General features: G+C 44.6%; 11 protein-coding genes. 3 read left to right on the forward strand and 8 right to left on the reverse strand.

Features of this window, described 5'->3' with window-relative positions; all coding sequences use genetic code 11:
• Position 1: 1 nt before the first annotated feature.
• The 7 genes from ispC to rpsB form a co-directional block, all read right to left on the reverse strand.
• Complete coding sequence (gene ispC, locus NO992_RS18845) at positions 2–1,192, reverse strand: 1-deoxy-D-xylulose-5-phosphate reductoisomerase (protein ID WP_371379841.1); 1,191 nt, start codon at positions 1,190–1,192, stop codon at positions 2–4.
• Positions 1,189–2,055 (reverse strand): phosphatidate cytidylyltransferase, encoded by an 867-nt coding sequence (locus NO992_RS18850; RefSeq protein WP_253103296.1) that lies wholly within the window; start codon positions 2,053–2,055, stop codon positions 1,189–1,191. Before NO992_RS18850 ends, ispC begins: the two co-directional genes overlap by 4 nt.
• 10 nt (positions 2,056–2,065) lie before the next feature.
• Positions 2,066–2,839, reverse strand: coding sequence for an isoprenyl transferase (locus NO992_RS18855; RefSeq protein WP_017216092.1), 774 nt, complete (start codon positions 2,837–2,839; stop codon positions 2,066–2,068).
• Between the two features lie 171 nt (positions 2,840–3,010).
• On the reverse strand, positions 3,011–3,568 hold the full coding sequence (frr, locus tag NO992_RS18860) for a ribosome recycling factor (protein ID WP_010371327.1): 558 nt from the start codon (positions 3,566–3,568) through the stop codon (positions 3,011–3,013).
• A gap of 92 nt (positions 3,569–3,660) precedes the next feature.
• The gene (gene pyrH, locus NO992_RS18865; RefSeq protein WP_010371324.1) at positions 3,661–4,398 is read right to left on the reverse strand and encodes a UMP kinase; all 738 of its coding nucleotides are present in this window, start codon (positions 4,396–4,398) and stop codon (positions 3,661–3,663) included.
• Between the two features lie 139 nt (positions 4,399–4,537).
• Positions 4,538–5,389, reverse strand: coding sequence for a translation elongation factor Ts (gene tsf / locus NO992_RS18870; protein WP_010371321.1), 852 nt, complete (start codon positions 5,387–5,389; stop codon positions 4,538–4,540).
• A gap of 220 nt (positions 5,390–5,609) precedes the next feature.
• Positions 5,610–6,338 (reverse strand): 30S ribosomal protein S2, encoded by a 729-nt coding sequence (gene rpsB, locus NO992_RS18875; protein ID WP_010371318.1) that lies wholly within the window; start codon positions 6,336–6,338, stop codon positions 5,610–5,612.
• 279 nt (positions 6,339–6,617) lie between these two features.
• On the opposite strand from rpsB, the gene map reads away from it, so the two are divergent.
• From map to dapD, 3 genes are all read left to right on the forward strand, one after another.
• A complete protein-coding gene (gene map / locus NO992_RS18880; protein ID WP_045964223.1) occupies positions 6,618–7,409 on the forward strand; it encodes a type I methionyl aminopeptidase in 792 nt (263 codons plus the stop codon).
• A gap of 216 nt (positions 7,410–7,625) precedes the next feature.
• Complete coding sequence (gene glnD / locus NO992_RS18885; protein WP_010371310.1) at positions 7,626–10,244, forward strand: [protein-PII] uridylyltransferase; 2,619 nt, start codon at positions 7,626–7,628, stop codon at positions 10,242–10,244.
• Between the two features lie 10 nt (positions 10,245–10,254).
• The gene (gene dapD, locus NO992_RS18890) at positions 10,255–11,082 is read left to right on the forward strand and encodes a 2,3,4,5-tetrahydropyridine-2,6-dicarboxylate N-succinyltransferase (RefSeq protein ID WP_010371306.1); all 828 of its coding nucleotides are present in this window, start codon (positions 10,255–10,257) and stop codon (positions 11,080–11,082) included.
• Between the two features lie 49 nt (positions 11,083–11,131).
• On the opposite strand, the gene NO992_RS18895 is transcribed toward dapD, so the two are convergent.
• Positions 11,132–13,186, reverse strand: coding sequence for a TonB-dependent receptor (locus tag NO992_RS18895; protein ID WP_371379847.1), 2,055 nt, complete (start codon positions 13,184–13,186; stop codon positions 11,132–11,134).
• Positions 13,187–13,227: the final 41 nt, after the last annotated feature.

Genomic DNA, 13,227 nt, shown 5'->3' on the forward strand with positions numbered 1-13,227 from the left:
GTTACCTCAATGTGGCGATAATTTGCTGCGCTCGGTGGCGTGCCGCTCGGTCTGTTTCCATAATAGACTCAACGGATTCTAATACGCCAAGCTCACTTTGCTCAAGCGTTAAGGCATTGACTCGATAGATATCGCAAAACCCTATCTTACCCTCTAAAAATGCCGCAACAGCGATTTCATTTGCGGCATTCACTGTTGTTGTTGCAGCCTGACCACTACGACATGCGTCAATCGCTAATTTGAGGTTGGGATAACGGTTAAAATCTGGTTTGGTAAAAGTGAAATCGACAATCTGAGAAAAGTCTAATGGTTCAACGCCCGCGTCGATTCTTTCTGGGTAGGCAAGCCCATACGCAATCGGCGTTCGCATGTCTGGCTGCCCCATTTGTGCCAACACCGAGCCGTCGCGATACTGCACCATAGAGTGGATCATACTTTGTGGGTGGATCACCACTTCAATATCGTCAGCCGAGCAGTTAAATAACCACTTAGCTTCAATAAACTCTAGCCCTTTATTCATCATAGTTGCAGAATCGACAGAGATTTTTCTGCCCATGGACCAATTAGGATGCGCAACCGCTTCTTCGACTGTTACTGAAGTTAAGGTAGCCAATGAACGCTGCAAGAAAGGTCCACCAGAACCGGTTAATAAAATCTTACTAACACCGCTGTGACTTAGGTTTGAAGATTGTCCAGTTTGAATAGTCGCTGGTAGGCACTGATAAATAGCATTATGTTCACTGTCGATAGGGAGTAAAGTCGCACCATGCGCTTTTACTTTATCCATAAACAGCTGGCCACTCATTACTAACGACTCTTTGTTCGCCAGCAACACTTTTTTACCCGCTTCGACTGCCGCTAAAGTCGGTAACAACCCTGCTGCACCAACGATTGCGGACATCACGATATCCACATCCACATGGCGAGCCATCTCAGCCATTGCTTCAACGCCATGGAGTACTTCAGTGGTAGTGCCCGTCAAACGTTGAGAAAGTTGCTGAGCTGCGTGCTCAGAGCTCATAACCGCGTATTTAGGCTGATGACGTAAACAAAGCTCAGCCATCTTTTCCGCGTTTTGCCCTGCAACTAAGGCAAATACACGATATTGTTCTTTATTGCGGCTAACGACGTCTAAGGTTGATAGTCCAATAGAGCCTGTCGCTCCCAGTACTACCAAGTTTTGCTCGCTCATAGCACAACCGTCCAAGCGTAGCAAAAAGCAAAAATGGGTGCCGCAGCCGTTAAGCTATCAATGCGATCTAGGATACCGCCATGACCTGGCAAACAACGGCCTGAATCTTTAAGACCTACTTCGCGCTTAAACATACTTTCAAGCAAATCACCAACGGCAGAAAATAGCGCGATAATAATGGTCATTGCAGCGTAAATTGGCCACATATTGAGATCAATTGCGGCGAAGTGACAAAACACTAACACAAAAACAACCGCGGTGATCACGCCACCGACTAGACCTTCAATCGTTTTATTAGGACTCACTTTAGGCATAAGCTTATGCTTACCTAAATTCTTTCCAGCGAAGTAAGCGCCAATGTCCGCGCTCCACACTATACCCAATACTACCATGATAAGGACTGAGCCTATGTGCTCGCCATCTTCGTACCCTGCACTACGCATCACGTTTAACGCAAGCCACAGCGGGACTAACGTCAGTACTCCGGCGATGGAGCGCATCATGATCCCTTCATTCCAAGCACGAGCTGCTCGTGGGTATTTAATCACCAAGAAAGTAGCAACCAACCACCACGCAAAAGCGAGCGTAAATACGTAATTAGCATCAGCGACTAAACGCCCTTGCTGCCATAAATCCTGTATTGGCCAATGAGTGTTAAGCAATAGAATTAACACTGCCATAACGCCAACGAAAGTAAAACGCTGACGCTTTTGACAAAGGCCCGCAAGCGCCGACCATTCCCATGCACCAAGCAAAACGATTAGTGCGGCAATCGTACTAAACATTGCCAGCGGTGTATAAAACACCAAAAGTAGAGCCAGAGGTGCAAGCACCGCTGACGTTAGAATACGTTGTTTTAACAAATTTGAACCCTTAACTTGTTGCGTCTTTCTCTGCGAGGAGCTGCTTTATTTGCTCTCCTGTGCATCCGAAGCGTCGCTCTCTAGACACGTAACAAGCAATGGCTTCAGAGAATGCTTGCTCGTCAAAATCAGGCCAAAGCGTGTCGGTAAAATAGAGTTCGGCATACGCAGCTTGCCATAGCAAGAAGTTACTGATGCGGAAGTCGCCTCCCGTTCTGATCAGCAAGTCGAGATTCGCTTGATCGGCCATCGTCATCTGCTCTGTCAAGGCATCTTCGGTTATATCACTTGGTTGCAATTCACCTGCTGCAACTTGTTTTGCGAGGTGTTGTGCTGCCTGTGTGATATCCCAACGTCCACCGTAATTTGCTGCAATGTTTAAGTTAAGCCCTGTATTGTCCTGGGTCAATGTTTGAGCTTCATGAACACGCTTTTGGAGGCTGTCAGGAAAACGAGAAAGATCGCCAATAATGGTTAGCTTTACGTTGTTCTTATGTAATTTTTTAACTTCTTTAGACAGCACATAAATAAATAATTCCATTAACGTGCTGACTTCATCTTCTGGTCTACGCCAGTTTTCACTACTAAAGGCAAATAGCGTCAGAGACTCTATACCTAACTTGGAACAGAATTGTACAGCACTGCGAACCGAATCGACGCCCTTCTTGTGTCCGAAGGCGCGAGGACGCCTGCGAGCTTGAGCCCAACGACCGTTGCCATCCATTATTATCGCAACATGTTTTGGCAATGATTGCTGCGAAATAACCTCTGCTTCTAAAACCATAATTCCAATTTAAGTGAAAAAAAACGCCGCCTAGTATACCCTAGGCGGCGCTTCAAACCTAATAAATTTGTCAGTGTACCCAGCCCAAAAAACGCTAACTGCTCAGAAACAAAGCAGAATTTTCTGCAATACGTAAACAGTGCGTAAACATAAACGCTAGGACATAGACATTTAGATTTCCATCAACTCTGCTTCTTTCGCACTTAGTTGTGTATCCATTTCTTTGATGAACTTGTCAGTCAATTTTTGGATATCATCTTCAGCTTGACGCGCTTCGTCTTCAGAAATTTCTTTGTCTTTTAGCAATGATTTAATATCACCATTTGCATCACGGCGAATGTTACGTACTGCAACACGACCACCTTCAACTTCACCACGTACGATCTTGATGAGATCTTTACGACGCTCTTCAGTTAGTGGAGGAAGTGGAACACGGATCACAGTACCTGCAGACATTGGGTTTAAACCTAAGTCAGAAGACATGATTGCTTTTTCAACCGCCTGTGCAAGCGATTTGTCGAATACGCTGATAGCAAGTGTACGAGAGTCTTCCGTCGTTACGTTTGCTACTTGGTTTAGCGGTGTATCTGCACCGTAGTAAGAAACAGAAATACCATCTAGTAGCGCAGGGTGTGCACGACCTGTGCGGATTTTAGAAAGCTGGCTTCCAAGCGCAGCCACACTTTTTTTCATGCGCTCTTGAGCGTCTTTTTTAATATCTTCGATCACAATACTTTCCTAGTCTGTTCTTGTTATGCCAGATTATACTCGCAATTTAGAGATTCGCTACTTAACTACGAGTTGCTGAAATAGTCGTCAGATTATTCTGCTGCTTGAGAAGAGATAAGGGTACCTTCCTCTTCACCCATGATGACATTTTTCAATGCACCCGGTTTATTCATGTTGAATACGCTGATTGGCATATTGTGGTCACGTGCCAATGTAAATGCAGCTAAATCCATCACTTTCAATTCTTTGTCGATAACTTCGTTGTAAGTCAACGTGCGGTATAGCGTAGCATCTGGGTTTTTCACCGGATCGTCACTAAATACCCCTTCAACCTTAGTGGCTTTAATCACGGTATCCGCTTCAATCTCGATACCGCGCAAACATGCTGCTGAGTCCGTGGTAAAGAATGGGTTGCCCGTACCTGCAGAGAAAATAACAACACGGCCAGATTTTAATAGGCTAATTGCTTCCGCCCAATTGTAAGCATCACACACGCCATTTAGCGGGATAGCAGACATCAAACGTGCGTTTACAAAAGCACGGTGCAGCGCATCACGCATCGCAAGACCATTCATGACGGTCGCTAGCATGCCCATGTGGTCGCCCACAACTCGGTTCATGCCCGCTTCTGCAAGTGAACCACCACGTAAGAAGTTACCGCCACCGATAACCAAACCCACTTCTACGTCGAGCTCTACTAACTCTTTGATTTCTTGTGCCATACGATCCAATACTTTTGGATCGATACCAAAGCCTTCATCTCCCATTAAAGCTTCACCACTAAGCTTTAAAAGAACGCGTCTAAAAACAGGTTTTTTATTGATAGTCATAATATCCGGGCCAATTAAAAGTGAGGTAAAAAATAACCGCGCTTATGCTAGACATAAATGCGCGGTTATTTTAGAGAATTTTCAGCAATGACGCAAAGCTAATGTCAGCTTTTACGTCATTAGGCATCACAATAAGTGATTACTGGCCTTTTGCTGCAGCGATTTGTGCTGCAACTTCTGCTGCGAAGTCTTCTTCTTTCTTCTCGATACCTTCACCTACTTCTAGGCGAACGAATGAAGAAACAGATGCATTCTTCTCTTTAAGGTAGTCACCCACTGATTTCTTAGGTTCCATGATGAAAGCTTGACCAGTAAGAGAGATCTCACCAGTGAACTTCTTCATACGACCAACAACCATCTTCTCAGCGATTTCAGCTGGCTTACCTTCGTTCATTGCGATTTCAACTTGAACCGCTTTTTCTTTTTCAACTACTTCAGCAGGTACGTCTTCTGGGTTTAGGTAGTCTGGCTTAGAAGCAGCAACGTGCATTGCAACGTGCTTAAGTGTTTCTTCGTCAGCATCACCAGCTACAACAACACCGATACGCTCGCCGTGACGGTAAGCAACTAGCTTGTCACCTTGGATGTAAGAAACACGACGGATGTTCATGTTCTCACCGATTTTAGCTACTAGTGCAACACGAGTCTCTTCAAACTTAGCTTGTAAGTCTTCGATAGTTAGTTGCTCAGCTACAGCTGCGTCAGCAATTTCGTTAGCAAATGCAAGGAAGCTTGCATCTTTTGCTACGAAGTCAGTTTGACAGTTAACTTCTACTAGTGCAGCAAAACCTTCGCCTTGCTTGATGATGATTGTACCTTCAGCGGCGATGTTGCCTGCTTTTTTAGCAGCTTTAGCAGCACCACTTTTACGCATGTTTTCGATTGCTTGATCGATATCACCGCCAGTTTCTGTCAGTGCTTTTTTACAATCCATCATGCCAGCGCCAGTGCGCTCACGAAGTTCTTTTACTAGGGCAGCAGTTACAGCCATTAGAATATCCTCAAATCTGAATTCAGTTCTTGATAAAACCAACCTTAGGTTGGCTGAATATCAAATCAAGTACAGCTCGCCTCAATTTGATAAAAATCCGTTATCTTTCAAGGTCTGCTTGGCAAACAACGGGATAAGCAGTTAATCGCTTATAAAGAATATCAAGTCTTCACCAATAATTTGATGAAGACTTGATGACAGCTAATACCTAATCAGGTAATTACTCAGCTTCAACGAAGTCGTCGTTTTCTGCTTGAGCAACGATGTTGCTTTCACGACCTTCAGTGATAGCCGTCGCTACTGCACCAGTGTATAGCTGGATTGCACGGATAGCGTCGTCGTTACCTGGGATGATGAAATCAACACCATCTGGGTTTGAGTTAGTATCAACAACAGATACTACTGGGATACCTAGGTTGTTAGCTTCACGGATAGCGATGTGCTCGTGGTCAGCGTCGATAACGAAGATAGCGTCTGGAAGACCGCCCATATCTTTGATACCGCCAAGGCCTTTTTCAAGCTTTTGCATTTCACGAGTAAGCATTAGCGCTTCTTTCTTAGTAAGCTTCTCGAAAGTACCGTCTTGGCTTTGAGTCTCAAGCTCTTTAAGACGCTTGATTGATTGACGAACTGTTTTCCAGTTAGTCAACATACCACCTAACCAACGGTGATTTACGTAAAACTGCTCACTTTGGATAGCCGCTTCTTTAACTGCTTCGCTTGCAGCGCGCTTAGTACCTACGAAAAGGATTTTGCCTTTGTTAGATGCTACGTTCTGTAAGAACTTAAGTGCATCGTTGAACATAGGAACAGTTTTTTCTAGGTTGATGATATGAACGCGGTTACGTGCACCGAAGATGAACGGCTTCATCTTAGGGTTCCAGTAACGTGCTTGGTGACCGAAGTGAACACCAGCTTGAAGCATATCGCGCATTGAAACGTTTGCCATTGTATTTTTCCTCTAAAAGTTAGGGTTAGGCCTCCACATATCCCATAGCACCAACACGAAGTTTTTATAACTGCATGCACCCAAGTGTATGTGTCGATATGTGTGTGTGTTAATATTAATAAGTGTGTTGTCTTAACTACAAACATTCACTCTCATCGTGTGAGGAAGAATTATTTGTAAAAAGACGGCGCGCTTTATACCATATATAAAGAATTAACTCAATCTTATGCGTAAAATTTGTGCATAATAAATGTTCATCTAAATTGACTTGGAGTCTAAATGAGTGCTGTGATCAAAACCCCTGAAGAAATCGAAAAAATGCGTGTTGCCGGGCGTTTAGCCGCGGAAGTACTGGAAATGATCGAGCCGTATGTTAAGCCAGGGGTGACCACCGACGAATTAAACACCATTTGTCACAACTACATTGTTGATGAGCAAGGTGCTGTTCCTGCACCGCTAAATTATCACGGCTTTCCGAAGTCTATTTGTACCTCTGTTAACCACGTTATCTGTCACGGTATCCCAAACGATAAACCGCTAAAAGAAGGCGACATTATCAATATCGACATCACTGTGATCAAAGATGGTTATCATGGTGATACGTCAAAAATGTTTTACGTCGGTACACCAACTATCCAAGGTAAGCGCTTAAGCGAAATCACGCAAGAGAGCCTATACCTTGCGATAAAAATGGTAAAGCCGGGCGTGCGTTTGGGCGATATTGGCGCTGCAATTCAAAAGTATGCAGAAGGCTTTAACTACTCTATCGTGCGTGAATATTGTGGTCACGGCATTGGTAAAGAATTCCATGAAGAGCCACAAGTAATGCACTACGGCAAACCAGGTACTGGCGAGGTACTTAAAGCCGGTATGTGTTTAACTATCGAGCCTATGGTTAACGCAGGTAAGCGCCAATGTAAGCTACTAAAAGATGATTGGACTGTCGTTACCAAAGACCGTAGTCTTTCGGCGCAGTGGGAACACACGCTGCTTGTCACAGATAATGGCGTTGAGATTTTAACGCTGCGCAATGACGAAACGATAGACCGAGTTATTACGCATTCAGCTTAATTGCAAAAAGCATTTATCAAAGCCAGCCAGATTGCTGGCTTTTTTATTGCACAACTCACGCTACAGCGCTTACAACCCCCTTGTGTTTAGATATCAGTTACACGCGATGCTAGTTGCCCAATCCTTGACCCTTCACCTCCCCGTCACTCGCAATTCTTATTTATTTAGTGTAAAACAGGACTCTACTGTTTTTGCGCGCATGACACAGGATCCTAAGTGGCATTACCGAACAAAGTGAAGACGCTTCTTGATGAAGCACAAGAACTTACCGATTACCGTGATTGTCTTGCTTTTTTCTACAAATGGTTAAGCAATCAATTTGCCAAGCAACCCGTTAGAAATCTAATTAACTCTCGCGCTGAATTTATCGACCGATTGTTGATTAAACTGTTTAATGAAACTGGACTGGCGCATCAACCAGACTTGTCGTTAATCGCCATTGGTGGTTACGGCCGTGGTGAGTTACACCCGTTCTCTGATATCGATTTTTTGGTGCTGACCAAATCCGTTCCCTGTGAAAAAGTGACCAGCAGTTTAGAGCGTTTTGTCACTTATCTATGGGATTTAGGTCTAGATATCGGTCATAGCGTAAGAACCCATGAACAAGTCCTAGAACAAAAACAAAATGACGTTCATTTTGCCACTAGCCTGCTGGAAAGCCGCCTCATTTGTGGTAACCATATTGAATATGAACACCTCAAACGGCATATCGTTGAAACCCCAATTTGGCAATCTAGTGACTTTTTTATCGCTAAGGTCAATGAGCAGAATATTCGCCATAAAAAATGCCATGGTACCGCCTATAACCTTGAGCCTAATATTAAAGAAAACCCCGGTGGCCTGCGCGACCTGCAAACCATTTTTTGGGTCGCTAAAAAGCACTTCCGCGCTGAAACTTTGGAAGAGTTAATCAATCACGGTTATTTGACCCATGAAGAATATCAAGAGCTGTTAGAGTGCATCGAAAACCTGTGGAACATTCGCTTTGCACTACATTTGGCCGCTGGTCGCAGTGAGAACCGCTTACTGTTTGACCATCAACCACATGCCGCAGAGCTCCTCGGTTTCGGCTCTGAAGGTAAAGCTTCAGTTGAGCGTATGATGAAACGCTTATTTAGGATCATGAGCCGAGTGCGCGAAATGAACCAGATGCTGCTCTCCTATTTCGAACAAAGTATTCTTCCTGAGCAGTTGGAACAAGAAGCCGTGCCACTCGACAGAAACTTTGAGCGTATTGGCAATAAAATTCGCGTTAAGAACCCCTCGGTCTTTTTCCGTCGAGAGAATTTGTTTGTCCTCTTTGAACATATTGCAGACAACCCTAAAATCAATCAGATTGACCCAAGTACCATACGTACTATGCGCCAAGTCAGACGCCGTTTATTAGGCGATTTGCAAGATTACGCAGGCTGTCGTGACGCTTTTCTAAGGTTATTGAAACACCCTAATGGCATGGGGCGAGCGTTTACTCTGATGCATAAACACGGGATCATCGCCGCCTATTTACCGCAGTGGCGTAATATTTTTGGTCAAATGCAGTTCGATCTGTTTCACGCCTACACAGTGGATGAGCATACCCATAAGCTCATCAATAACATCTACCGCTATTTCGATAAAGAGCATATTAGTGAATTCCCGATTTGTTCTGAAATTGTTGCCCGCATGGACAAGCCCGAGCTACTTTACTTAGCGGGGATCTTTCACGATATTGCCAAAGGCCGAGGTGGCGACCATTCCGAGCTTGGCGCCGTTGACGCCATGGCATTTACCAAAATGCACGGCTTTACCGCATCCGACGCTAAATTAGTAGCTTGGCTGGTGCAAAATCACCTACTGATGTCTGTCACAGCCCAGCGTAAAGATATTAATGACCCCGATGTTATTGCTGAATTTGCACAAAAAGTGAAAAACGAACGTCAGCTAGATTATCTCTATTGCTTAACGGTTGCCGACATTCGTGCCACCAACGACAACCTTTGGAACGACTGGAAAAACACCCTCTTACGCGAGCTATATCTACATACTCAACGGGCATTGCGCTTGGGCCTTGAAAACCCAATGGATATGCGCGATCAGATCCGTGATAAGAAGCGCCAAGCCAAGCAACGGCTGATTAATTTGGGCTACTTCGAAGAGTACATTGACCTTATTTGGTCACGCTTTAAGGCCAATTATTTTACTGCCTTTAGTGAACAGCAGATCTCTTGGCATACTGAGCACTTATTACAGTCTGATGATTTAAGTCAGCCAAGCGTGATCGTCTCTGACAAGCCCATGCATGGCGGGACGCAAGTATTCGTATACAGTCCTTATGAATCTGCGTTATTCGCCAAATTGGTCAGTGTAATTGGTTCTAAAAAAGCACAGATCCAGCATGCTCAGGTCATGACCACAAAAGATGGCTATGTTGTCTTTAGTTTTGTTATCTTAGAAGTGAATGGCGACCCACTCAGTACTGGCCGTGCAGCTGGGATCAGAAAAGGCTTGGAAACTTTACTGAAAGATCCAAAAAGAAAGATCCGGGTTAAGAAAAACCGCTCACAGAAGTTTAAAGACTTTAATATCAAACCTAAAATTATACTGCGCCCGCATGCACGCGACGATCGCAGCCTAATTGAAATTCAGGCCATTGATATTCCGGGGTTACTGACTAAAATTGCTGAGGTATTTCAGGCCTATTCACTACATATTCATGCCGCGCGCATTACAACCGTCGGCGAACGCGCAGAAGACTTTTTCGTCGTCTCAAACAAAGATTACAAGGCACTGGATGAAGTACAAAAAGCTGAGCTTCATCGCGCCCTACTCAAAAAATTAAATGCAGAAACAGATTAACGAGGAATTTATGTCTGATTTAAAAACGACTATTGAAACCGCGTGGGAAAACCGCGATACCATTACCCCAACAGCGGTATCAGACGAAGTAAAACAAGCAATTGTCAATGCATTGGAAATGCTAGATTCAGGTGCAGCGCGTGTTGCTGAAAAAATTAGTGGTGAGTGGGTTGTACATCAATGGTTGAAAAAGGCGGTACTCCTGTCTTTTAGAATTCGTGACAACCAACCAATGAGCGATGGCGTTAACCAGTTTTACGACAAAGTACCATTAAAATTCTCAGACTACACGCCAGAGCAGTTCCAACAAGGGGGTATGCGCGTAGTACCAAACGCGGTAGCGCGTCAGGGCAGCTTTGTCGGTAAGAACGTGGTCCTTATGCCGTCTTACGTTAATATTGGTGCTTACGTCGACGAAGGCACTATGGTAGACACTTGGGCAACCGTGGGCTCGTGTGCACAGATCGGTAAAAACGTACACCTATCTGGCGGTGTGGGCATTGGTGGCGTATTAGAGCCATTACAAGCCAATCCAACGATTATTGAAGATAACTGTTTCATCGGCGCACGTTCTGAAATCGTAGAAGGTGTGATTGTTGAAGAAGGTGCGGTTATCTCCATGGGTGTCTATATTTCACAAAGTACTCGTATTTACGACCGTGAAACAGGCGAAACCCATTATGGTCGCGTACCAGCCGGTGCGGTGGTAGTACCAGGTTCACTACCAAGCAAAGATGGCTCTCATAGCCTGTATGCAGCAATTATTGTGAAAAGAGTAGATCAGCAAACCCGCGAAAAAGTTGGGATCAATGCACTACTTCGCTCGCTAGACGACTAAATATCACGATAGTTTCACAAAGGGAGCTTTCTGCTCCCTTTTTCATGTATTACCAGCGGTAGTCCAGTGACACTAGAATGTTTCTTGGTCTTCCAGGAAAGTACCTTTCACCACTAAATGAAGTGTAATCGGCACGTTCAGCATAATGTTCGTCGGTTAGATTTTTCACTCTCACTGTCAACGCCAAATGCGGATTTACCTGCCACTTTCCTCGTAAACTCAGTAAATCGTGACCAGAATAACGATGAAGATTTTCGGGGTCAGTAAAATACTCTCCTACATGATGCCAAGCTAAAGACCAACTGAGGTTATCCAGTGCTTGCCAGTGTAATTGGGCGTTAATGACGTTCCTTGGTGCTGAATCTAGATCGTTGCCGTTAATATTGATGCCACCAAGAATATTATCTTGTTCATAGGTATGCTTAGCACGCGTTGCGGCGAGATCTAGTTGCCAATGTGCTGTGAATGAATAACTCAGCTCCAACTCCACACCTCGGTGTCTTGAGCGACCATCGTTGATATAGAAAAAGTCACTATCTCGGAAGATCAAATTTTCTTTTTCCATGTCATAAATCGCGACCTGATAGCCAAGACTATCTGCACTCCCTTTTAGGCCAAGCTCGATATTGTCCGCCTTTTCTTCCTCTAGTGATGCTTTTACCTGCGCTCGCTGCAATTGGTAAAGCTCAGCAGTTTGTGGTGCGCGATAGCCTTTGGACACGTTAGCATAGGCAATATGCAGTTCAGTAAACGCGTAGCTTAAACCAAATTTTGGTGAAAAATGAGCAAAGCTATCTTTACCACTGGCTGGGCGACTATAACGACACCCGCCCATTGCACACTCCGAACCATCTTCTTTGGTGCGCCCATTAGGTAAAAAGTTGCGATAATCGTACTTCATTGACTCAAAACGACCGCCCAGTTCAACTAACCAGTTACCCTGTCGCCAACTGAGATTTGCAAAAGGCGCGAGTTGCCTTGCATCTACTTCATAGTCGTAGTGTTTTCCTGTGGGAATAGTTGAGCGTAAAAATGCAGAGCCTTCAGTCGGCGTAGGCTGATACTGCAACATTTCGCCTTGGGTATATTCCGCATCCATTCCCCAATCTAGTTGTATTGAGTCACTTAATTCAGTGTGTATAAGCGTTTGCAGCCCCACACCAGTTTGACCATTTTCTTCAAACGGCTTACCCGGCAAGAAATGCTTAACAAATTCCATCTCTTGCCAGCGGACATAAGGTTTTATCAGAACGGCGTTGCTTTCATCAAAGTGCCCCGTTATTTCTGTCCAAGCTCTAAATGACTCTGCCTTTCTAAATGCTTCAGGGTTTTCGTTTTGCTTTGCCAATTGCTTATTTTTATAGCTGTCCACTCCTGTTACATAACCTGCAGTTTGCTGATCTAAGTGGGTGTATGTCATTCCAGATACGACACCAAACTTCTCACCTTCATATTGGTGTTTGATGCTCAACTTTTGTTGCTCGACGCTTTCGTCGTCACGATAACCCGTATCTTTTGTGAGGGTTAACGCAGCGCCCAAGCCAAGGGCTTTATCACCAGCTTGCATCCGAGCTCGGCTATAACCATAGGAGCCGACATCTAATGCTACCCTAGGTGTCTTTTGAATGCTGTTTGAAGTGATCACATTAACCACTCCATGCACCGCATTGGAGCCATACAATACGCTGTTTGGTCCTTTTAGCACTTCTATACGCTCAGCGGCTTCAAAATGCGATTCAAAGAGTTCATTAATATTACAAAAGCCTGCGGCTCTGAGTGCAATACCATCTTCAGCCATTAAAATGCCGCCACATGCGCCTGCACCAGAGAGCACTTGTGAACGCAATGCAGGCAGATACTCTTGACCATTACCATGCTGTATATTTGCGCCAGCAACGAGCCTCAACGCCTTTTCGATATGTGTGACACCTATGTCATCTAATTGAGCTTCTGTGAGCGAAGAGAGGCTTACAGGGCGCTCTCCTGCCGTCTCAGCCAATCTAGATGCCGTAGTAGTGATGATTTCAAATTCGTTGTTCTCTGTCGCTTCGCTAAGTTGTGGTGCAAGGGCACAACTTGCAAAGACCAACACCATTTTTTTCATTTTGATACCAATTGTATTAGCCTGATTACAAGGCAAAAAGA

It is taken from the genome of Pseudoalteromonas sp. DY56-GL79, assembly GCF_041414765.1.
Taxonomy (GTDB): domain Bacteria; phylum Pseudomonadota; class Gammaproteobacteria; order Enterobacterales; family Alteromonadaceae; genus Pseudoalteromonas; species Pseudoalteromonas piscicida.

Coding starts and splice junctions, on each gene's coding strand:
- NO992_RS18895 (WP_371379847.1), bottom strand. CDS start 13,186: ATGAAAAAAATGGTGTTGGTCTTTGCAAGTTGTGCCCTTGCACCACAA.
- dapD (WP_010371306.1), top strand. CDS start 10,255: ATGTCTGATTTAAAAACGACTATTGAAACCGCGTGGGAAAACCGCGAT.
- tsf (WP_010371321.1), bottom strand. CDS start 5,389: ATGGCTGTAACTGCTGCCCTAGTAAAAGAACTTCGTGAGCGCACTGGC.
- NO992_RS18855 (WP_017216092.1), bottom strand. CDS start 2,839: ATGGTTTTAGAAGCAGAGGTTATTTCGCAGCAATCATTGCCAAAACAT.
- rpsB (WP_010371318.1), bottom strand. CDS start 6,338: ATGGCAAACGTTTCAATGCGCGATATGCTTCAAGCTGGTGTTCACTTC.
- map (WP_045964223.1), top strand. CDS start 6,618: ATGAGTGCTGTGATCAAAACCCCTGAAGAAATCGAAAAAATGCGTGTT.
- pyrH (WP_010371324.1), bottom strand. CDS start 4,398: ATGACTATCAATAAAAAACCTGTTTTTAGACGCGTTCTTTTAAAGCTT.
- ispC (WP_371379841.1), bottom strand. CDS start 1,192: ATGAGCGAGCAAAACTTGGTAGTACTGGGAGCGACAGGCTCTATTGGA.